The sequence below is a fragment of the Lactococcus muris genome (genome assembly GCF_042849115.1).
Taxonomy (GTDB): Bacteria; Bacillota; Bacilli; order Lactobacillales; family Streptococcaceae; genus Lactococcus; species Lactococcus muris.
Genome location: NZ_BAAFQO010000012.1, coordinates 66,065 through 86,933, shown reverse-complemented (window position 1 = coordinate 86,933; position 20,869 = coordinate 66,065). Strand labels below are relative to the sequence as shown.

The window sequence follows — 20,869 nt, the reverse complement described above, 5'->3', positions numbered from 1 at the left end:
TTGAATCGACAGGTCTATACAAGAGGTCTCCCTCTCGCATATAGTCATTCTACTTTATTCAGTTTTCAATGGTCTATCATTCTCACAAGTCCCTCGCTTGCGACAACTATTATATTCTACCAAACTATCAAAAACTTGTCAACTATTTAGTGGGCGATTTCCTGAAATTTTTTTCCTTCGTTCGGATTGAGGTCTGTTACCAGACCTCAAAACTAATTTTTTATCCTACCGTATATTTTAATAAGTCATACTATCATAATTTTTGTCGAAGTTAAAGGACGCTAGCCCGACTTAAGGTGATGCTTATGAGTACTTCGTGAGCATACCTGAGTGAGCATACCTGACAAAAACAGAAAGACGAAAGAATTTGTCTAGATTTGAGCTTTAATGTTTGCTCTTGCATTGGCAACGCTGACGTTATAAATCAACGATAAAAAAATAACTGTCTCACTTTAGCAGAGTAATAACAGTTATTCCTATAATAATTATAATACTAGCTTAGCGTTCTTAATACGGCTACATAGATCTTGCTACTAACAAGCTCTTTTTTTCATACTCTTATTTTACCAAAACTCAAGTGCTGTATTAAATATAGCACTTGAGTTTAATAACTTTCTGCCCCTTCTAGGAAAGAACACGCAGAAACAATGTCTATAAACATTGATATATAAGCACAGTTACACATTTTCCACATTGTGGTAAACTTTCTGTACATCATCGTCATCTTCCAAAGCCTCTACTAGACCTTCAAAGATTTCCAAATCCTCACCTGAAAGTTCAACTTCACTCTGTGCAATCATTTCGAGTTCAGTTGTTGTAAATTCTGTAATACCTTTTTCTTTAAGGGCGGCGATTGCTTTATGTAAATCTGTCGGCTCCGTATAAACAATAATTTGACCTTCTTCAGCAGAAACATCACGAACATCAATATCTTTTTCCATCAAATATTCAAAAAATTCATCTGCATCTTCTCCAGCAAAAACAATCACACCTGTATTGTCGAACATATAACTCACTGAACCTTCTGCTCCAATGTTTCCACCATTTTTATGGAAAATCGTCCGTATATTAGAAATTGTACGGTTCACATTTGAAGTCAATGTTTCACAGATAATCATTGAGCCATTCGGACCGAACCCTTCATAACGCCCTGAAACGAAAGCCTCTTCTGATCCCCCTTTAGCTTTGTCAATCGCTTTGTCGATAACATGCTTTGGAACCTGTGCTTGCTTAGCACGTTCAATAACAAATTTGAGCGCTGTATTTGATTCTGGATCTGGCTCTCCTTGCTTTGCGGCTACATATATTTCAACACCAAATTTTGCATAAACTTTTGACGTAGCTCCGTCTTTAGCTGATTTTTTCGCGGCAATATTGGCCCATTTGCGTCCCATGGGACACCTCCTATTCTCAATTTATTCTTAAATATTATATCACAAAATCAATGGTTTGCGCCCGTGGTTCTGTTCTTTAAACTCACGATGTCCTAATTGATAAATGTCATCTGATTTTTGCGTAAGTGAATCCCACGCTTCTTTGCCGATACGCGTTACAAGCTTATCTTTAACTTTAGTTAAGTGCTTTTGTCCTTGTGTTGTAAACCCCAGCACATGAATATTTTGAGGAAACTGAAAATCACGCGGAATATCCAATAAAACATAGGTTAAAAGTCTTCTCACACGCGCTCTAGTATATCGCTTCGTATGCACTGCTTCTACCAATTCATCAAAAGTCCTTGCTTTTTTGATGGTAGTTTTTATGCGGTTTTCTAGTTCTGTGTTCATTTGGAAAATGCCACTTAAATCTTGGAAAATCACCTTATATTTGAGCAGAGTGAAATAATCATCCCAAGTAACCCTTGGTTGCTGATAGAGCTGTTTTAGATTCTCAGGAACAAAATTAAAAATATTCTGCTGGTCGATATTAGCTCGAATAGCTGTTGCTGAAGCAATTTGACCTGATAAATTTTTAGAGTGAAAATCATTACTGCGGCGAACGGCGTGGAGCTGTATATTTTTACCCGCACTGGCCTTGGCATAAGCGAGGGCAAGGACATGGTTAGGTGTATTCCCATCAAACTGTAAACCTGAAAACTTCTGCCACATCATCTGAGTTTTTTCAGGATAACTCAGCGTATCAGGTAAATTTTTAATGAAGTTCTCCATCTCTGTTGACTTCTCTTTGTAAAGAGTCACGATTTTCTGATAATCAAGGGCAGACTCAGAGCCGAAAACAAGTTCATCAATCTCCATTTTATCCAGAATATCTACTGCTGCCTGTGCAAAAAAATCCGCAGCCTGAACAGCTCCCATGACAGGAAGCTCAACCACGATATCTGCACCATTTTTTAGAGCCATTTCTGCTCTTGTCCATTTATCAAAAAGAGCTGGTTCGCCCCTCTGCATAAAATTTCCAGACATGGCAACGATTTTTATACCATCACCTGCCTGATCTAATAAATATTTATGCCCATTGTGAAAAGGGTTAAACTCAGCAACTATTCCTATTATTTTTTGCATACAAAGAACCAACGTAAACTTTCTTCATCTGGTTTTTCATCTTGAAAATCTGCATATACTTCCACTTTAGAAAATTGCTGCAATCCTTTCAAGTACTCCTTTATTGGATAAGTTCTCTCTTGGTGCACTTCGTCTTTACGAACAAATCTTCCCTCTGAATCTTTAACAAAGAAAGTCAATTCATGAACGACTGAATGGGGATAATCCCCCTCAAAAGAATCCCAAAGAAAAGCAAAATCTTCATCGTTTTCGTGATAAGAATAACCCGGAAAAACAGAACCTACCTGGTAGGTTGAATGGACATCAAAGATAAACACACCTTCTTCATTTAAAGACTCATAAACGCCATCAAAGACACGTTGAACTTCGGAGATATTTGTCATGTAGCAGAGCGAGTCTGAATAGCAAGTCACCACATCAAATTTTGCCTCCCCAGACAATTCACGCATGTCTCCTGTAACAAAGATGATATGTTCACCCAGCTGACGCGCGCGTTTATCCGCAATAGTCAGCATTTCCTCTGATAAATCAACACCAGTTACCTCGTAACCCGCTTGACTAAATCTTATCGACAGGATACCTGTACCACATGCCAGTTCCATGATATTTTGGGTTTTTGCTGGGAAATGTCTTTGACTAAAATCAAACCATAGGTCATAAAGTTCTTCATCCATTACAGAGTCATAGACCCGGGCAAATTCCTCATAAGAAGCTGTCATTTATTCAGAAATCCATTCATTAATATCAACAAGTGGTGCATCTGACCAAAGTTTTTCCAAGTTAAAACGCAAGCGTGAGTCATGGTCAAAAACATTGACAATCACGTCACCTAAGTCAACCAAAACCCATCCTGTACGGGCATCACCTTCAATATGTCCTGCCGCTTGCACACCAAGTTTGTCCGCTTCTTCAGCGACATTATCGACAATCGCATCAATCTGGCGCGTATTCATCGCTTCAAGGACAACGAAGTAATCTGCAACGCCTGATACGGCAGCCACATCAAGAGCTACAATATCCAATGCTTTTTTATCATCGGCTGCTTTTACAACTGTTTCGAGTAATTGTTTTGAATTCATTTTATTCCTATTTTCTATTTTATTATTCTTTAAGATATTTGATAAATGCGTTATATGTTTCGATACTTTGAGGATAAATCTTAACACGAAGCTCTGCCAGATAATCGATAAGCCGCATCGTCTCAAAGGCAACTGCCATATTAAGAGAACAATCTGCGATAGCTCGCGCTTCAATAACACCTGGGAAATCGCGGCCTTCTTCAATATAATCCGCAACATAAAGCACTTTAGCTAAGCTTGACATATTGGGACTTCCCACAGTATGAACCTCTATGGCATGCAAGATTTCTGGATCTTTCAGTTCCAAGTCTTCTTGTATTTTATAAATCCCCACTCTACCGTGCCAGATATTGTTGCCCCAATTTTTTAAATCCGTATCTAAATTATACTTGTCAATCAATTCCAAAAAAACTTGGTCCTCTGTCTCTTTCGCGTAATCATGCAAAAGAGCAGCGAGACTCGCTTTATGAACACTTACACCATACTTTTCCGCAAGAGCAATCGCGGCTTTTTCTACACCCAAAATATGTTTGAAACGTTTTTCAGACATTTGCCCTTTTATCCTTTTAAGTAAGGACTCGCGTGACAGATTTACTTCAGGATAAAACTCAAACATAGAGACCTTCTTTCTTGATATAGTCTAAAACTTTTGGTGACAACAAGAAGTTGGGAACAATTCCACGGCTCAACTGCTCTCGTACCATATTTCCAGATATGTCCATACCAGGCACGTCTACCCACAAAATGGGATAACTCGTTCCCACACGGAAGCGCGGACGACGTACACCAACAAGTTGTACTAATTCCAAGAGCTTTTCAATGTTTTTCCATCTGGATAAACTACCAATCAAGTCACCACCGATAATAAAGTAAAAGTCTATCTCTGGATACTCTTCCTTCAGTTCCTTTACCGTTTCATAGATTCCTTCTTTTGACTGGCAACGACACTGGTTAAGTCTGAGCCCTTCTTTTCCCTCTAGTGCAAGCTCAAGCATTCGAGTAATATGCCCCTCTGTATTATGCTCTGGCAAAAAAATGACCTGCTCCAAATTAAGCTGTTGGCGTACTTGATCAGCAATTGTTAAATGTGCGATATGCACTGGATTGAAGTTTCCCCAAAAAAGGCCGATGGCACGGCGAACACGAGGGGGTTCCTCTTGCAGTTCCACCTTGGTAAAAGGGGTTAGAAGTTCAAGCGACATAACTTATACCTTTTTTACATCTTCCGAAATTTTACGATTTTCTTTACGATCACTAACTTTAAAAACAACAATGTTACGCCCAATGATTTGGACAACATTGAGGCCCATTTCATCAATCATCTCCGCAACATCTTCCGCTGTTTCATCCGAATTTTGCAAGATGTTGACTTTAATTAATTCACGCGCATCTGCAGCGTGGCGAATACTTGTGAGGATTTCGTTCGATAATCCAGATTTTCCGATTTGAACTACGGGGCGAATATTTACTGCGAGGCTTCGCAAGTAACGCTTTTGTTTTCCAGTTAATTCCATTTTATTTCTCTTTTCTAATAATTATCCAGCTTCCACATCATGTTAGGTGCAATAAGTCCCTTCACTTTATAGGCTGTTTCACCCTCGACAACATCGTTGACCATGGCTAGTTTTTTCAGTTCAGGTAGTTTATAAGCCATTGTATAAGGCAAGTCCAACTCAAAAGCGACAAAGAGCTCATGCAATTTTTCTAAGATTGCTGTGCGTAACCATTGGACGCCTTCGTCTGACTTGATCGAAAGCTGTACAGCTGGTGCCAAAGTTGGCACAAAATCCTTAGCCATATCCATCTTATTATAGACATTTAACACAGGAATCCCTTGGATATCCATTTCTTCCATTAATTTTTGGACTGTTCTTTCATGGACTTCATGATGGGGATTGCTGGCATCAATGACATGAATCAATAAATCAACATATGTCGACTCTTCCAAGGTAGACTTGAATGCTTTAATCAGTTCCGTCGGCAAATCTTGAATAAAACCAACGGTATCTGTAAGACTGACTGTAAAATCCTCTTTTATTTTCACCAGTTTCGTTGTTGCATCCAACGTTGCGAAAAGCTCATCTTTTTCATATTGCGTTTTTTCGGTCAGAGCGTTCATTATGCTTGATTTACCGGCATTGGTATAGCCAATCAGACCTATTTTAAATATTGAACTTTCTTTGCGTTTTTTCCGAATGGTTTCGCGTGTTTTTTCAACCTTTTTGAGCTGTTTTTCAATATTTTCGATACGTGTACGAATATAACGACGATCTGTTTCGAGTTTACTTTCACCAGGACCTTTAGAACCAATACCTCCTCCTTGGCGACTCAGCATAATACCTTGGCCGACCAAACGTGGCAATAAATAGCTCAATTGAGCTTGTTCTACCTGAAGCATCCCTTCATGCGAACGTGCCCGCAATGCAAAGATATCCAAAATCAGCTGCATTCGGTCAATCACTTTGACCCCCAAAGCTTCTTCAAGATTGATATTTTGCCGAGGTGTCAAACGGTCATTGAAGATAACCGTGTCTATTTCTCCAACTTCAATCGCCCAACGCATCTGCTCAAGCTTACCAGTTCCAATCAAAAATTTAGTGTCATATTTGTCACGCTTTTGCGTAAAAGCGTCAACTACAATCCCACCTGCAGTTTTGGTCAATTCTGCAAGTTCAAGCATTGAGCTTTCGAAATTTTCACTGTTTTCAAAAGTTTCGACTCCAGCCAACAAAACACGCTCTTGTTTTTCTTCTAAATCTATCATTCTTATACCAATGCCTTACGTAGGACCACATCAACACCCTCTGGTACCCATGCTGCAACAACACCACGTTCCGCAACTCGAATCCATCCTAGACCAGAGAAAACAATATCTGATTTTTCTTTGACAGAAAATTCTTTACGGATGAGCTTGGGGAAGTCTGAAAGATTTTTCGCACGTGGCGGTTGAAGTAACCCCCCCGCATGTTTTTCATAAAATTCAGTAGCACCTGCCAATTTTGTACGATGAATGTCTAATTCATTATCACAAAAAACGGTAAGACCTTGTTTTTCACCTTGTATATAGTCAAAACGTGCAAGGCCCCCTAAAAATAGAGTTTGTCCTGCATTAAGTTGGTAAGTTTTAGGTTTGATTTCTTTTTTAGGCGAAACGAGTTTCAGGTCTTTCGCTTCGAGATAATGTGCCATTTGCCCACGGTGAATAATCCCCGGTGTATCAATCAACAAGCTCTCATCATCAAGAGGAATTTCAATCTTATCCAAAGTTGTTCCTGGGAAACGGCTGGTTGTAATCACATTGTCATCACCTGTGACCAGCTTGATAATGGCGTTGATTAATGTAGATTTTCCCACATTTGTTACACCAACCACATAAACATCACGACCCTTGCGCATCTTCTCAATTTTTTCCATGAGCTCTCTAACATCATCTTGATTTTTAGCTGAGGTTACAAGAACATCAAGGGGACGAAGGCCCGCACGCTTTGCTTGCTCTTTGAGCCAAGCGCTCAGTTTACCAACTTTCAAGGAATGTGGCAAAATATCTTTCTTGTTTGCCACCAAGAGAAGGTCATTATTGCCGGTAAAACGATGTAAGCTTGGGATTAGAGAACCGTTGAAATCAAAAATGTCAACAACATTCACAATTAACGCATCGTGCTCACCTATTTCGCTCAAAAGACGTAAAAAATCATCGTCTGTCAAACTGACATCAGCGATTTCATTATAATGACGAAGGCGGAAACAGCGCTGGCAGTAGAGTGCATCATCTTCTCCTCTTTTTGCAAGCGCTCCTGCAGGCAAGAAACCCAAGACATTTTTATCTTCCGTTTGAATCCGTGCACCGCAACCAATACAGTGCAATTCTTCCATAATATTTTCAGTTTCATTCATAGGCTTATTTTAACACATTTCAAGCTTTTATTCTCCTTCATTTACCTCTAACTCCTTATATTTCTACATCAGAGTATTACTCAGAAGTTTTAAAAATCAATAACTTTCTGTGTGTTTCTCCTATCTCCTTCACTTTTTGGTTAGTTAAAAAAATCATTCAATTGACTTAATAAACTACTTTGCATATTTTTAGTTGCGTGACTATAAATTTGTGGCTTCTTCTTTTCATATGGACATCCCACTCGTTCTATTATCCCTTTAATAGGAACTTTCATTTCTACTATTAGAAAGGATACCTTTAATTCTTAATCCCTTATAATTCGCCATCATCAAATAAATCTTGAACTGTTGATAAAATTTCTTTTTTACCCGCTGCACCTTCTTTTGTCTTTTTCTCACTCTTCTTCGAAAACCTATTTTTAGCTTCTAACTGTGATACTTGACTTTTCGGATTACTGGTAACAGTTACTTGTCACCATTTCCCTTGATGATTATCAAAACATTTTTCTCCTTGCTTCTCAAGCAAAAAAAGTGTGCATACTTTGTATTATAACATTTTCCTACGCTGTTTTTGTTTATATTCCATGTACAATATAGCCCGGCAAACCTTACGGTACTCTATAGCACGAACCATAAAATAAAAAATTCTGTCTAATGTGAAGGAGGTGAGAGTCTCTCCAGAACAAGAAAACTTAGGAGTTTTGAACTTCCTAAGTTCCCTTTTATCTTCATTCAAGAATAAATATTTGATAAAACACCTTATAATTCATCATTAAAATGCTTATAAGCTATAATTGATATCCATATTGAAATTAAAGCAGGTAGAACTAGAAATAATAATTCTGACGGTTCCACTACATCTAAACTTAACACATCTTTAAAGGAATTCTTGTCACTAAAAGGTTTTATTATTTCATCAAACAAAATTTGATATATCGTGCAATATATTAAAGACCATTGAATAATATACTCACATAAAGTTTGAATCTCTTTACTAATGTTAAATGTTTTAAAAGCCCACCTATTTATCCAATATAATATATAGCCATTGATAATTGCAAATAAAAGTATAATTTCAAACAGAGAATTTAGGCTTTCTAACATGACAGAACTAAAGGCAGACCATGTATTAAGTAAATTCATTCCCAAAAATAAGATTGATGCAATTATTGTTTCTATAAATACGATTGCTATAGCTTTTATTATATCTAAACTTTTATTTTTAGGAAAACCAAATATTTTCCCAGAAAAAATAATTATTAAAAATAAGATTACTGATACCAAACTAATATCTCCTCAACTAAAAAAATTTGTCTATGTTTATAATACATTTCTCACAGCAGCATTCTATTATCCCATCTTCTGTACGGTCAATCTTCAAAATCAAATAACTGCTGATCATGGGCTAGTTCTTGAAAAAATATACAACGTAAAAATTGCTAAACAAACTCGAATTCAGCAATTATTTATTTTATAAATTTGATTCGATATTTAAAAATAAATATCTGTCATAAAACTATTTCTTTAACCTAAATTAATGTATGGTAGCCTTGGTCTTCTTTTCATTCACTAAGTATCTCAACATTGCCTAAGAAGTTAGCTGAATCTCTTGCAGAAAATCTAAGTTTCTGAAGTGATGCGCTGTTTGCTAATATGCCACACGCCAACGCATCCATTCTAATACCCGTTCTTTGACCGATAACATTCACGATATCGAGAAATACTCCTGCACCTTCAGCTTTTAGATTATCTACCACTTAAAATCCTCTCTTTTAAGAGATTAGTATAAAAAAGATACTTACTTTTGCAAGCATCTCTTGTTCAGAACAATTTAATTATAGAATATTATAAGCACCTTTTTATAACTTGGGCAAAACCATTAGGATTTTCCCAAGCCATTGAGTGCCCGGCGTTTGGAACAACTTCAATTTTCACACCGTGTTCTTTTAGTTTTTCAAAATCCGCATCAGGCAATGATTTCTCCCCAAAAATAAAATATTTCGGAAATTCAAAGTCGTATAAAAGCTCTCTCCACGATGTTCTTCCGCCGCTAACTGCATTGGTAGAAATTTCAAAAGCAGCTTTTGGCAACCAGTTTCTTAAAGTAGCTACCCACATTGTATTTCCTAACTTTTCATACTCTGTGAGCTTTCTTTCGAAAGTACTATCCAAATCATCTTCATCAAAATTAGCAATTTCAAAACTTGCTGAATCTGGACTGCTTGGATCTAAATTAGCTTCACTAAGTATTAGGGTTTGAACTCTATCTTTTAACAAATTACACAACTCTATCGCTATGGCTCCGCCTAAGCTATGCCCAAACACAATCATTTTTTCCAAGTTAAGATCTTCAGTGAATTCCTGTAAATATTTGGCATGTGAAGCAACTGTATATTTAAAAGATAGTGGCTTGTCACTATACCCTGCCCCCAATAAATCAATTAGAATTATTCGGTGTTTAGATTTTAGAATAGAGGCCACTTCCACGTAATCAAAAGAACCTGCACATCCTAAACCATGTATAAAAATAATAGGTGTCAGTTCGCCAGAAAAATCATTATAACGGATTTTATAATTCGTTCCTTTAATTTTGTACTCTCTCATTTCCCCTCCTCGCATTCTAATTTATCTTTCTCATTATACCACATTACCAAGGTCAGTTTCATAAGATTTCATCACACTTATCCCTATAAAAATTCTCTCCAATACTTGGAACAATGAGAATAACTGTGGAAACTAAAATCCCCACTGATACTAAAGCTTTTTCATATCTGTGCCTTTCTAAAAACAGATTTTTTGGATTGTCCCCAGCGAAAATCGTTATTTTCTCGCAATTTTATCATTCTGTTTGCCGTACTGTCAACAACTCTAAAGCCTTTGAAGTTATATGAATAGCGCATCATATACCGCTTTTTTCGAAAATCCACAAGGCAAAAAATAGCTAAACAAACTATAGTTCGGTAGTTCTTTCTTCTGCTTGATTAGTTTCAAATTTACTTTTTCAAAATCCTCTATCTCATGCATTGTACCTCCCTTTAAGCCATAGACCTATATAACTATTCGCCCCCTTGTTCGCTTCTTTTTGTTTATTGCTAGACTGAATAAAAAATCAAGGAAAATTAAAAAACGTAAGCTTCCTTATGTTTTTTATCAAACCACTAACGATAGTCTGGTTTTTCTTTATGATTATGATAAACCTTAGCGATACGTTCAACCGCACCAGGCTCAACCATTTCTAAAGCGTTCGAGATTTCATTGAAGGCACCATCATAGTTTCGGGCACGATCAAAGAGTTGCAAGCTGCGAGCAATAGCACCAGAAACACGCTCATCACTTGCCTTGTAACGGTTGGCGTATTGCATCAACTGCTCTGCAAGAACAGCATGATCGACTAAGTCGTCTGTTGCATCCTTCAGGGCTTCCATATCCTGAGTAGATGTATCAAGTTGATGATTGACAACATCTATGTTAATACGTACTTTACCTAACTCTTTGAACAGAGCCTCCAGACGCTCACTTGTAGCGAAAAAGAGATCTAAATAATCTTTTGGTAAACCTGGAAGATTACGTTTTTCCACATAACGTTTAATAATGCGTAATTCTGAGTCAAAGTCATCCGCAGCTTCTTGGGCAACTTTTTCTCGCTCACGTAAGTTAGCAAGCCCCTCACTGATGCTGATTTGATTCTTTTCAATGTCTTCCAAAGCATCAATAATTGAATTTACATTATTGCCCAAAGCTGAATAAGGCTTTTGTTTTTCTTTTACAGCCTCTAACACACTATCAACCTCTCCTTCAAGGATATCAAGGTGTTCTGAGTAACTACGTACGGCAGCCTTTTCATTATCAGAGAGCAAGTAGGACTGCATAGTATGATCAATCTCCAACAAAAGCGCTTTATTATTTGCACGCGTGTGCTCAATGTAGCTTTTGAGGATATTGACACGCTTTTCAACACTGCGACGCGCTTTATATTCACGCTCAAAGATGTCATACACACCATTGATACGATTATTGATTGAAGCGATACGTGCCTCAGTCGCCTCAAGTTCAAAGCTATCAAGAAGAGCTTTCGCTTCCTCTATATCCTTTTGAACGGCCTGTCTTTCATTCTCAAGATTGACACTTGGAGGAAGTACATAATCCTCTTCTTCAAATTTATGAATTGTTTCTTCTAAATCTTCAATTTGTTTTGGTAATTCTTTGTCTACAACAGCTAAAAGAGACGGAATTTTTTCCGTAATAGCACGTAAAGCAATGGTGTGTTCTTCTGCAGTTTCTAGTACTTCTGCCGCCTCAATCGGATCTCCAGTGGAGTTAAGCGTAACAAACTGTGAAAACTCTGTTTCGATATTTGCTAAATGACGATTAATTTCATCAATAACTGTACCGTACTTTTCTTGATTGTCTGTAATCTCATCGCGTAATGTTTCGTATAAGTCTAAAGATTCTTGGATTTTTGTCGAATTACGTTTTTCCTGCTCAACCAACTCTGCCACACCTGCACGAATCGCTTCAACCTCTGATTCCATGACCTCAATCTGTGCTTCACTATCATCTGCCGACTCACGCGCACGGAAAAAATGGAAGGAATCATTCAACTGTTCAGCTTCAAAAATATGATTTTCCAAATCAGCAAATGAGTCCGACGATAAATCAATCCATTTTTGATTCCATTCGCGGAAAATTGTTTGCGATTGTCCAACTAAATGCATTTTCTTGACAGCATCTAATTCTTCTTGCACGGGTAAATCAAAAAGTAATTCCTTACGTTCTTCCAACTCAAGAATACGATTTTCTGTTTTCTTACGCATTACCATTGAAAAAACATAGAATCCAACGACAATCACTACGAGAACGCCCAAAAGAATAATTATTGTACTTGACATTATCTCTCCAAAACTTTAGGTAATTTTATCTTTTTATTTAAACTCATTTTTAAATACAAAGTTTCACTCTTTATTATAGCACATTATATTTGTTTTTACATCACTTTTCTACATTTTTTAGAATACATGCAATATAAGAATACTGGCTTGTCAAAGCCTACTCAAACAATGGAAGGAAGAAAAAAGAGCAGCCTCTAAAGCCACCCCTCCTTTTTAGAAATTAAGCAAGTCCTGCTGCTTCCGCAACTTCTGCTGCAAAATTATTTTCAGCCTTCTCGATACCTTCGCCAACTTCATAGCGTACAAAGGCTACTACTTTAGCACCTTTAGATTCAAGGAAAGCTTCTACAGTTTTACTGTCATCCATGATGTAGAGTTGGCCAAGAAGCGTGTAGGCTTGGTCAACTTTAGTGTTGTCGATAATGTATTTTGCAAGTTTACCTGGAATGATTTTACCTAAGATTGCTTCTGGCTTACCTTCTGCCAAAAGTTCTTCTTTCATTTCTGCTTCAGCCTTAGCAAGAACCTCTTCAGTCAACTGGCTGCGTGAACCGTATGCAAGATGTGGAAGCATTGGTTTGTTAACCAATTTGCGGCTTTCGTTGTCTTCATCGATTTTGTGGTTCATTTTAGCTAACTCATCGTGAACAAACTCAGCGTCCAATTCTTTGTAAGAAAGAACAGTTGGGTTCATCGCAGCGATATGCATTGCAACAGCCTTAGCAAGCTCTGCATCACCACCTTCAATAACTGCGACTACACCAATACGCCCTTGGTTGTGTTGGTAAACACCAAATGTTTGCTCATCTGTTTTTTCGATAAGTTGGAAACGACGGAATGAAATTTTTTCACCAATTGTCGCTGTTGCTTGTGTATAAGAATCTTCAAGACTGATGCCCTCTGCAGTTGTCAAAGCTAAAGCCTCTTCATTAGTTGCAGGTTTTTTCTCTGCAATAAGTTCAGCTGTTTCTTTTACGATAGCAACGAATTGTTCGTTTTTAGCAACGAAGTCTGTTTCTGAGTTCAACTCGATAAGTGCTGCAGTATTACCATTTACGGCGATACCTGTCAAGCCTTCAGCGGCGATACGGTCAGCTTTTTTCTCAGCTTTAGCAATACCTTTTTCACGAAGAAGCTCAGCGGCTGCTTCCATATTTCCATCAGTTTCAACAAGTGCACGTTTAGCATCCATGATACCTGCACCAGTTTTTTCGCGCAATTCTTTAACTTGAGCTGCTGTTACTGCCATTGTATAATTCTCCTAATTATTATATTTTATAAAAAAACAGGGAGGCGTAGGGCCTCGCCTGTATTATTCATTACAAATTATTTGCCTTCAACGATTTCAGCAAGTTCTTCAAGTGACTCTTCTGAAGCTGCAGTATCTTTCGCTGTAAGTTCTTCTTCTGCTGCATCTTCACCTTGACGCCCTTCGATGACAGCATCAGCCATTTTAGCAGTAATCAACTTAACTGCACGGATAGCATCATCGTTTGCTGGGATAATAACGTCGATTGGATCTGGGTCAGCATTTGTATCAACCATAGCTACAACTGGAATTCCCAATTTTTGAGCTTCTTGGATAGCGATTTGTTCATTGTGTGGGTCAACAACGTACATCACATCTGGGATGCGAGGCATGTCAGCAATACCACCGATGAATTTTTCAAGACGTTCGCGTTCTTTGTTCAAAAGGACAACTTCTTTCTTAGGTAAAACATCGAAAGTTCCGTCTTCTTCCATTTTGTTGATTGCTTTAAGGCGTGCCACACGTTTTTGGATAGTGTTCCAGTTCGTAAGCATACCACCAAGCCAACGGTGATTTACATAGTATTGACCAGCACGAAGTGCTTCTTCTTTAACAGCTTCTGAAGCTTGTTTTTTAGTACCAACAAAAAGGACTACAGCACCTTCAGCTGAAGCGTTACGTACATAGTTGTAAGCATCGTCAACAAGTTTAACTGTTTTTTGAAGGTCGATAACGTGGATACCGTTACGTTCTGTAAAGATGTATGGTTTCATCTTTGGGTTCCAACGGCGCGTTTGGTGACCGAAGTGAACACCAGCTTCAAGAAGTTGTTTCATTGAAATAACTGACATATTAATGTCTCCTTTTAAAATAGTTTTTCCTCTTTTGACTCTCACCCTATGCCGCTACACCTGTGCACTACGACATCGTCAAGTCAAAATGTGAGATTATCGCCCGAGAGCAACAGTAATATTATATACTAATCTTCCTCATATTGCAAGTCCTCTTTTTTACCTAAGTTTCTCGTAGATGCATAAAACGTGAGAGATTTAACTTCCTGAAAACGCTCCTTTATGATAAAATAATTATACGAATATTAAATGTAAAAGGAGCTAAACTATGCGGGAAAAAATTCTAGTGGGTGGATATACTAAACGTGAATCAAAGGGAATATACAGTTTCGACTTAGATGTTGTCAAGGAAGAACTTTCTAATCTAAAAGAAGTTGCACATGTTCAAAATGCGACCTATATTGCTCTAGATAGAAAGAAACAGCATCTCTATAGCTGTGCTGCAGATGAAAATGGTGGTGGCATCGCCGCTTTAACTTATAAAAGGGGGAAAGCAGAACTTTTAAATTATGTCACGAGTGTTGGAGCCCCTCTTTGTTATGTTTCTGTTGACGATAAACGCGGTCTTGTTTATGGTGCCAACTATCATCTGGGAGAAATTCGTGTCTATAAAATCCAAAAAAATGGTTCACTCCTTTTAACAGATACTGTAAAACATGAAGGGGAAGGCTCAAACGGACACCCAGGTCAAGAACGCCCACATGTTCACTATGCAGATCTTACACCAGATGGTCGCTTGGTTACTTGTGATTTAGGAACGGACGAAATCACTGTATATGACGTTGTGGGGGAAGATGGCAAGCTTTCTATCGCTACCCTATATCGCATGCCTACTGGAACTGGCGTTCGTCACCTGACCTTCCACCCTAACGGTAAAGTTGCTTATGCTATTGGTGAATTTTCTTCCACTGTAACAGTGCTTAGCTACAATGAAGAAAAAGGACGTTTTGCAGCTCTAGAAACCCTCAGTACACTGCCTGCTGATTTTGAGGGTGTCAAAAGCGCTGCTGCGCTGCGTCTTTCATCTGATGGTAAATTCCTCTATGCCTCAAACCGCGGGCATGATTCAATCGCTGTCTTCAGTGTCAGTCCTTTAGGAACGAAAATTACTCTGGAAGACATTGTAAAAACAGAAGGTAAAACACCTCGCGACTTTAACTTCAATAGCACAGAAGACTTTATTATCGTGGCCCATCAAGACAGCGATAACCTTAGTCTTTTCCGCCGCAATCGTACAACAGGACTACTTACACTGAAACAAAAAGATTTTTATAGTCCAGAAGGCACTTGTGTCCTTCCAACCCTCTAAACCAAACCGCCAAATAAGGCGGTTTTTCTATCATTAAAATGTGAATATTATTTCGCTAACACAACATTGTATTTTTTTGCACAATACAATTTGACACCGCGTTCAAACTTTGTTAAAATAATAACGTGATAAATTTCACAAAGGAGAAATTTTATATGACAACCCCAAACACAAAGACGAAGAAAGAAATAACAGCAACTGATAAGGCTGTACTCTTAGAAAAAGCAGAGCAATACACAGATACTCTTGTGAAAAAAGCCCATCAAGCCGCTCTGCATTTTGAAGGTTATACTCAAGCACAGGTTGATAAAATTGTTGCAGCTATGGCTTTGGCAGCTAGTGAGCATTCTCTGGAACTCGCTCACGAAGCACATAAGGAAACTGGTCGCGGCATTGTTGAAGACAAGGATACTAAAAACCGCTTTGCTTCAGAGTCTGTTTATAACTCAATAAAAAACGATAAAACTGTTGGAGTAATTAGCGAAAACAAGGTTAACGGTTCAGTTGAAATCGCAGCTCCTCTTGGTGTCCTTGCCGGGATTGTGCCTACGACTAACCCTACCTCAACAACTATCTTCAAATCACTTTTAACGGCAAAAACACGCAACGCTATCGTTTTTGCCTTCCATCCACAAGCTCAAAATTGCTCTTCACATGCTGCACGTATCGTCTATGATGCTGCTCTGAAAGCAGGAGCTCCAGAAAACTTTATCCAATGGATTGAAGAACCTAGTCTCTATAATACAACAGCACTCATACAGAATCAGGGTATTGCTTCAATCTTAGCCACAGGTGGTCCAGGAATGGTTAATGCCGCTCTGAAATCTGGTAATCCTTCACTAGGAGTCGGTGCAGGTAATGGTGCTGTCTTTGTTGATGCAACCGCAAATGTCGATCGCGCTGTTGAAGACCTTCTGCTCTCTAAGCGTTTTGACAATGGCATGATTTGTGCCACAGAAAATTCTGCTGTTATTGCTGAAGAAATTTATGATGAGTTTCTTGAAAAACTCCAGGCACACGGTGCTTATAAAGTACCTAAGAAAGACTATAAAGCAATTGAAAAATTTGTCTTTGTTGAACGTGCTGGCGAAGGCTTTGGTGTAACGGGTCCTGTTGCTGGACGTCCTGGACCTTGGATTGCTGAACAAGCTGGCGTAAAAGTCCCTAAGGGCAAAGATGTCCTACTCTTTGAACTTGATGAAAAAAATATCGGAGAAGCACTGTCCTCTGAAAAACTCAGTCCACTTCTGTCCCTCTACAAATCTACCTCACGTAAAAATGCTATCGAAATCGTTCAAAAACTTTTAGACTATCAGGGCGCAGGGCACAATGCTGCCATCCAAATTGGTGCTCAGGATGATCCATTTGTTAAAGAATATGCAGATGCCATTGGTGCTGCACGTATCTTGGTTAACCAGCCTGACTCTATTGGCGGTGTTGGCGATATTTATACTGATGCAATGCGTCCATCATTGACGCTCGGAACTGGTTCATGGGGTAAAAATTCAATTTCACACAACTTGAGTACATATGATCTATTGAATATTAAAACAGTGGCACGTCGTCGTAATCGCCCACAATGGGTTCGTCTGCCAAAAGAAATCTACTACGAAAACAACTCAATCTCTTATTTGCAAGAAATGCCTGATATAAAACGTGCCTTTGTTGTCACAGATCACGGGATGTTACAGTTTGGCTTTGTTGATCACATGCTTGAGCAACTCGCTGTTCGTGACACACAGGTACAAACAACTATCTACGGTTCTGTAAAACCAGACCCTACATTATCTCAGGCAATCGAGATTGCACGTCAAATGGATGACTTCAAACCAGATACCGTTATTGCTCTTGGTGGTGGTTCTCCGCTTGATGCAGCCAAAATCGGCCGTTTGATTTATGAGTATTCCGTTCGCGGGGAAGTTGACCTTAATGACGATATCGCATTGAAAGCCCTTTTTGAGCAACTGGCCCAAAAATTCATCGATATCCGTAAACGTATCGTCAAATTCCCACATCAAGACCAAACTCAACTGGTATGTATTCCAACTACTTCGGGGACAGGCTCTGAGGTAACACCATTTGCTGTCATCACTGATGACGAAACACATGTTAAATATCCCTTAGCGGATTATCAACTTACACCTCAAGTGGCCATTGTTGACCCTGAGTTTGTTATGACTGTGCCAAAACGTACAGTCGCTTGGTCAGGTATCGATGCACTCAGTCATGCACTCGAATCTTACGTTTCAGTCATGGCTTCAGACTATACTAAACCTCTATCACTTCGTGCAATCAAATTAATCTTTGAAAATTTAACCACTTCTTACCACTATGACCCTTCAAAACCTTCCAAAGAAGGACAGATGGCACGCGCAAATATGCACAACGCTGCAACCTTAGCTGGTATGGCTTTTGCTAATGCATTTCTCGGTATCAACCACTCCTTAGCGCACAAAGTCGGCGGCGAGTTTGAATTGCCACATGGTTTAGCTATTGCTATCGCTATGCCGCACGTTATCAAATTTAACGCTGTAACAGGAAATGTTAAGCGTACACCATATCCACGTTATGAAATCTATCGTGCCCAAGAAGACTACGCCGAAATTGCACGCTATATTGGTTTAACAGGCAAAGACAATGCCGAACTGGTTGACAAGCTTATTAAGGAAATCAAGAAATTGACAGACAGCATTGATATTGATATCACACTTTCAGGTAATGGTGTCGATAAAAACCATTTAGAACGCGAACTTGATAAGTTAGCAAACCTTGTTTACGATGACCAATGCACACCAGGTAACCCACGTCAACCAAGTATTGATGAGCTTAAAGCGCTCTTGCAAGACCAATATTAAACCAAAAAAAGCTGTTATCCACAGCTTTTTTTAGTTTATTTGGTCGCTATAACATTTAGTGTGGCTACTCACCACGAAAAACATTGTAGCTCCCGAATTTCTCCGCTTTCTCTACAAAAAGTGGCAATAAATTTTCAGCTACCACCATAGAGTACACAGAACCTATTTTTCAAGATAATCTAGGGCCTCTTGGATGGTCTTGACAGGTACGATTTTCATGTCTGTATTCAACTTTTTAGCTGCTGCTACGGCATCTGTATAGTTATTCGTTGTACCAGAGGCTTTTGCCTGTTCAGCTGTTTCATCTGGGCAGAGGAAGATTTTAGCTCCCTCTTGACTGGCTGTTGCAACCTTTTTATCAACGCCACCAATCTGACCGATACTTCCGTCTTCGTTTATCGTCCCAGTACCTGCTATTTCTCTGCCTCGCCGCAAATCTTTGCCCGTAATCTGACTATAGATTTCCAGAGTAAACATCATTCCAGCGCTTGGACCACCAATCGAGCCTGCATCAATTTTTACTTGAGGATGAGTTACAACCTCTGTATGATCAACCAAGCCGATACCAATGCCCGTCTTGCCATTGCTCAACTTAATATATTTTCCAGTTGCTTCATGTTGGCTACCATCCATCCGTGTATATTTAATTGTTACATTATCGCCCACCTTTTGTTGAGCAACATATTTTATCATGTCTGCTGAAGACTTGAATGTTTTACCATTAACTTCTGTTATCGTATCAGAAAGCTGCAGGTCATTTTTAAAAGTTGAATCCTCACTTATGCTAAGTACGTAAACTCCTTGGTACTTCATTTCATAAGGCTTCCCCGCCAGCTTGAAAGCTTGATAAATCGCAGTATTTTGCGCAGTCTGCATATAAAATTGATTAACCAAGTCAAATTGCTGGTTTGTCAATCCTCCTGTCATTTCTTGGCTACTTAAAACAGTAGCAAATGGATCAGACATCGAATAAAGCATATTCGCCGCATTAGCTCGAACCATTTCAACCGTAGTCAGGTAGAAATTTCCTTTATGTTCATCCTTTGTCCCTGAAACTTCAACCATTTGATTGACCGGTATTGCTCCACCTGGTTGCTCAATGTAATACGGCAAAGGGAAAAACAGCCCTATGATAAATACAAGCGGAATTCCTATAGATAAAAAAAGTTTGAGCTTACGTTTATTTTTGACATCTTCATTTTTCATTTGATTTTTTTCCATTCAGTGCTTTAATAACATTTTCTGGCAGCCATTGGCTTAGGTCTTGTCCAAAGTGATAGAGCTCACGCATCCGTGTAGAACTAATATTTTCGAGTTCTGGTTTTGCGGTCAATAGAATAGTTTCCACTCCCGTCATTTCACGGTTAAAGTAAATCATATTTTTCTCGTAGTCTAAATCAGCCGCATTGCGAACGGAACGCACAAGTGCCGTTACTTCTAGTTCCTTCGCAATATTCACAGTCAAATCATTCGCATGTGCAATCACTTCCACATTAGTTAATTGTAAATCTGCTAAGGCTTTTTCGATGAGGGCTACACGTTCTTCTAAACTAAACAAAGGATTTTTAGCTTCGTTTTTAAAAATACCGATATAAAGCTTGTCAAAAAGCTTGCTGGCACGTTCAACGATATCAAGATGGCCTTTTGTGACTGGGTCAAAAGTACCCGTAAATAAACCGATTTTATCTTTCATAGATGGTTACCTTTGAAATTCCATATACTTTTTCTTTACGCAAGGACAGTTGTCCCACTCTTTCCGGAAGTGTAACTTCTTTATCTGTTTCACAAACAACGATAACGTCATCTGCCAACAAGTCTTTTTTCTGCATTTCTTCTAGATTAGCAACAATACTTTCTCTCGCATACGGAGGATCAAGCAAAACCAAATCAAACTGTCCAGAAAGACGAGCTAAGGCACGCTCTGCTGGCATCTTCAAAAGTTGAAATTTTTCCTCTTCTTTTGTCATCTTGATATTTTCTGCAATCACCAACTGTGCTGAACGGTCTTTTTCAACCATTACAGCACTGGCCATCCCACGTGAGACAGCTTCGATAGCAAGTGAACCTGAACCTGAGAACAAATCCAAGACCCGACCACCTTCAAAATAAGGGCCTATCATATTAAAAATTGCACCCTTGACTTTGTCCGTCGTTGGACGCGTTGTTTTTCCTGCCAATGTCTTCAGTGGTCTACCACCGTAATTTCCTGCTACAACTCTCATTG

Annotated in this window: 20 protein-coding genes; 2 read left to right on the top strand and 18 right to left on the bottom strand. The window is 38.8% G+C overall.

The window, feature by feature from the left end; translation table 11 throughout:
• Positions 1-677: 677 nt before the first annotated feature.
• From ACGHCK_RS08300 to rpsB, 15 genes are all read right to left on the bottom strand, one after another.
• Positions 678-1,394 carry a YebC/PmpR family DNA-binding transcriptional regulator gene (locus ACGHCK_RS08300; protein ID WP_251422125.1) on the bottom strand — a complete coding sequence of 239 codons (717 nt, stop codon included), beginning with the start codon at positions 1,392-1,394 and terminating at the stop codon, positions 678-680.
• A 39-nt stretch (positions 1,395-1,433) separates the two neighbouring features.
• Positions 1,434-2,519 carry a nucleotidyltransferase gene (locus ACGHCK_RS08295; RefSeq protein WP_251422122.1) on the bottom strand — a complete coding sequence of 362 codons (1,086 nt, stop codon included), beginning with the start codon at positions 2,517-2,519 and terminating at the stop codon, positions 1,434-1,436.
• Complete coding sequence (locus ACGHCK_RS08290; RefSeq protein WP_251422119.1) at positions 2,507-3,238, bottom strand: class I SAM-dependent DNA methyltransferase; 732 nt, start codon at positions 3,236-3,238, stop codon at positions 2,507-2,509. Before ACGHCK_RS08290 ends, ACGHCK_RS08295 begins: the two co-directional genes overlap by 13 nt.
• Positions 3,239-3,598, bottom strand: a complete 360-nt coding sequence (gene rsfS, locus ACGHCK_RS08285; protein ID WP_003133173.1) for a ribosome silencing factor — start codon at positions 3,596-3,598, stop codon at positions 3,239-3,241.
• A gap of 22 nt (positions 3,599-3,620) precedes the next feature.
• The gene (yqeK, locus tag ACGHCK_RS08280) at positions 3,621-4,214 is read right to left on the bottom strand and encodes a bis(5'-nucleosyl)-tetraphosphatase (symmetrical) YqeK (RefSeq protein ID WP_202231518.1); all 594 of its coding nucleotides are present in this window, start codon (positions 4,212-4,214) and stop codon (positions 3,621-3,623) included.
• Positions 4,207-4,800 (bottom strand): nicotinate-nucleotide adenylyltransferase, encoded by a 594-nt coding sequence (locus ACGHCK_RS08275; RefSeq protein ID WP_251422116.1) that lies wholly within the window; start codon positions 4,798-4,800, stop codon positions 4,207-4,209. Before ACGHCK_RS08275 ends, yqeK begins: the two co-directional genes overlap by 8 nt.
• A 3-nt stretch (positions 4,801-4,803) precedes the next feature.
• A complete protein-coding gene (yhbY, locus tag ACGHCK_RS08270) occupies positions 4,804-5,112 on the bottom strand; it encodes a ribosome assembly RNA-binding protein YhbY (RefSeq protein WP_202231520.1) in 309 nt (102 codons plus the stop codon).
• 14 nt (positions 5,113-5,126) lie between these two features.
• The gene (gene hflX, locus ACGHCK_RS08265) at positions 5,127-6,362 is read right to left on the bottom strand and encodes a GTPase HflX (RefSeq protein WP_202231521.1); all 1,236 of its coding nucleotides are present in this window, start codon (positions 6,360-6,362) and stop codon (positions 5,127-5,129) included.
• Between the two features lie 2 nt (positions 6,363-6,364).
• On the bottom strand, positions 6,365-7,471 hold the full coding sequence (gene yqeH, locus ACGHCK_RS08260) for a ribosome biogenesis GTPase YqeH (RefSeq protein ID WP_202231526.1): 1,107 nt from the start codon (positions 7,469-7,471) through the stop codon (positions 6,365-6,367).
• A gap of 780 nt (positions 7,472-8,251) precedes the next feature.
• Positions 8,252-8,776: an SA1002 family membrane protein gene (locus ACGHCK_RS08255; RefSeq protein WP_251422112.1), complete on the bottom strand. Its 525-nt coding sequence runs from the start codon at positions 8,774-8,776 to the stop codon at positions 8,252-8,254.
• 278 nt (positions 8,777-9,054) lie between these two features.
• Positions 9,055-9,249, bottom strand: a complete 195-nt coding sequence (locus ACGHCK_RS08250) for a hypothetical protein (protein WP_202231684.1) — start codon at positions 9,247-9,249, stop codon at positions 9,055-9,057.
• An 88-nt stretch (positions 9,250-9,337) separates the two neighbouring features.
• The gene (locus ACGHCK_RS08245; RefSeq protein ID WP_251422109.1) at positions 9,338-10,096 is read right to left on the bottom strand and encodes an alpha/beta fold hydrolase; all 759 of its coding nucleotides are present in this window, start codon (positions 10,094-10,096) and stop codon (positions 9,338-9,340) included.
• 554 nt (positions 10,097-10,650) lie between these two features.
• Positions 10,651-12,381 (bottom strand): septation ring formation regulator EzrA, encoded by a 1,731-nt coding sequence (ezrA, locus tag ACGHCK_RS08240; RefSeq protein ID WP_251422106.1) that lies wholly within the window; start codon positions 12,379-12,381, stop codon positions 10,651-10,653.
• Between the two features lie 220 nt (positions 12,382-12,601).
• Positions 12,602-13,630: a translation elongation factor Ts gene (tsf, locus tag ACGHCK_RS08235; protein ID WP_251422103.1), complete on the bottom strand. Its 1,029-nt coding sequence runs from the start codon at positions 13,628-13,630 to the stop codon at positions 12,602-12,604.
• 77 nt (positions 13,631-13,707) lie between these two features.
• Complete coding sequence (rpsB, locus tag ACGHCK_RS08230) at positions 13,708-14,481, bottom strand: 30S ribosomal protein S2 (protein ID WP_202231123.1); 774 nt, start codon at positions 14,479-14,481, stop codon at positions 13,708-13,710.
• A 268-nt stretch (positions 14,482-14,749) separates the two neighbouring features.
• On the opposite strand from rpsB, the gene ACGHCK_RS08225 reads away from it, so the two are divergent.
• Positions 14,750-15,790: a lactonase family protein gene (locus ACGHCK_RS08225; protein ID WP_202231124.1), complete on the top strand. Its 1,041-nt coding sequence runs from the start codon at positions 14,750-14,752 to the stop codon at positions 15,788-15,790.
• 155 nt (positions 15,791-15,945) lie between these two features.
• Positions 15,946-18,645: a bifunctional acetaldehyde-CoA/alcohol dehydrogenase gene (gene adhE, locus ACGHCK_RS08220; protein ID WP_202231125.1), complete on the top strand. Its 2,700-nt coding sequence runs from the start codon at positions 15,946-15,948 to the stop codon at positions 18,643-18,645.
• Between the two features lie 162 nt (positions 18,646-18,807).
• Here the strand turns inward: adhE and ACGHCK_RS08215 are convergent, their stop codons facing one another.
• From ACGHCK_RS08215 to rsmD, 3 genes are read right to left on the bottom strand one after another with little or no spacing between them, the layout of a single operon-like run.
• Positions 18,808-19,851 carry a SepM family pheromone-processing serine protease gene (locus ACGHCK_RS08215; protein WP_202231126.1) on the bottom strand — a complete coding sequence of 348 codons (1,044 nt, stop codon included), beginning with the start codon at positions 19,849-19,851 and terminating at the stop codon, positions 18,808-18,810.
• Complete coding sequence (gene coaD, locus ACGHCK_RS08210; protein WP_202231127.1) at positions 19,841-20,338, bottom strand: pantetheine-phosphate adenylyltransferase; 498 nt, start codon at positions 20,336-20,338, stop codon at positions 19,841-19,843. The genes ACGHCK_RS08215 and coaD overlap by 11 nt, the downstream gene beginning before the upstream one ends.
• Complete coding sequence (gene rsmD / locus ACGHCK_RS08205) at positions 20,328-20,867, bottom strand: 16S rRNA (guanine(966)-N(2))-methyltransferase RsmD (protein WP_202231128.1); 540 nt, start codon at positions 20,865-20,867, stop codon at positions 20,328-20,330. Before rsmD ends, coaD begins: the two co-directional genes overlap by 11 nt.
• Positions 20,868-20,869 lie beyond the last annotated feature (2 nt).

Bases quoted from the DNA above. Each gene is read 5' to 3' on its own strand.
- adhE (WP_202231125.1), top strand. From the start codon at position 15,946: ATGACAACCCCAAACACAAAGACGAAGAAAGAAATAACAGCAACTGAT.
- ACGHCK_RS08215 (WP_202231126.1), bottom strand. From the start codon at position 19,851: ATGAAAAATGAAGATGTCAAAAATAAACGTAAGCTCAAACTTTTTTTA.
- rsmD (WP_202231128.1), bottom strand. From the start codon at position 20,867: ATGAGAGTTGTAGCAGGAAATTACGGTGGTAGACCACTGAAGACATTG.
- ezrA (WP_251422106.1), bottom strand. From the start codon at position 12,381: ATGTCAAGTACAATAATTATTCTTTTGGGCGTTCTCGTAGTGATTGTC.
- ACGHCK_RS08300 (WP_251422125.1), bottom strand. From the start codon at position 1,394: ATGGGACGCAAATGGGCCAATATTGCCGCGAAAAAATCAGCTAAAGAC.
- tsf (WP_251422103.1), bottom strand. From the start codon at position 13,630: ATGGCAGTAACAGCAGCTCAAGTTAAAGAATTGCGCGAAAAAACTGGT.
- ACGHCK_RS08290 (WP_251422119.1), bottom strand. From the start codon at position 3,238: ATGACAGCTTCTTATGAGGAATTTGCCCGGGTCTATGACTCTGTAATG.
- rsfS (WP_003133173.1), bottom strand. From the start codon at position 3,598: ATGAATTCAAAACAATTACTCGAAACAGTTGTAAAAGCAGCCGATGAT.
- ACGHCK_RS08225 (WP_202231124.1), top strand. From the start codon at position 14,750: ATGCGGGAAAAAATTCTAGTGGGTGGATATACTAAACGTGAATCAAAG.
- yqeK (WP_202231518.1), bottom strand. From the start codon at position 4,214: ATGTTTGAGTTTTATCCTGAAGTAAATCTGTCACGCGAGTCCTTACTT.
- ACGHCK_RS08295 (WP_251422122.1), bottom strand. From the start codon at position 2,519: ATGCAAAAAATAATAGGAATAGTTGCTGAGTTTAACCCTTTTCACAAT.
- coaD (WP_202231127.1), bottom strand. From the start codon at position 20,338: ATGAAAGATAAAATCGGTTTATTTACGGGTACTTTTGACCCAGTCACA.
- yqeH (WP_202231526.1), bottom strand. From the start codon at position 7,471: ATGGAAGAATTGCACTGTATTGGTTGCGGTGCACGGATTCAAACGGAA.
- rpsB (WP_202231123.1), bottom strand. From the start codon at position 14,481: ATGTCAGTTATTTCAATGAAACAACTTCTTGAAGCTGGTGTTCACTTC.
- yhbY (WP_202231520.1), bottom strand. From the start codon at position 5,112: ATGGAATTAACTGGAAAACAAAAGCGTTACTTGCGAAGCCTCGCAGTA.
- ACGHCK_RS08245 (WP_251422109.1), bottom strand. From the start codon at position 10,096: ATGAGAGAGTACAAAATTAAAGGAACGAATTATAAAATCCGTTATAAT.
- hflX (WP_202231521.1), bottom strand. From the start codon at position 6,362: ATGATAGATTTAGAAGAAAAACAAGAGCGTGTTTTGTTGGCTGGAGTC.
- ACGHCK_RS08275 (WP_251422116.1), bottom strand. From the start codon at position 4,800: ATGTCGCTTGAACTTCTAACCCCTTTTACCAAGGTGGAACTGCAAGAG.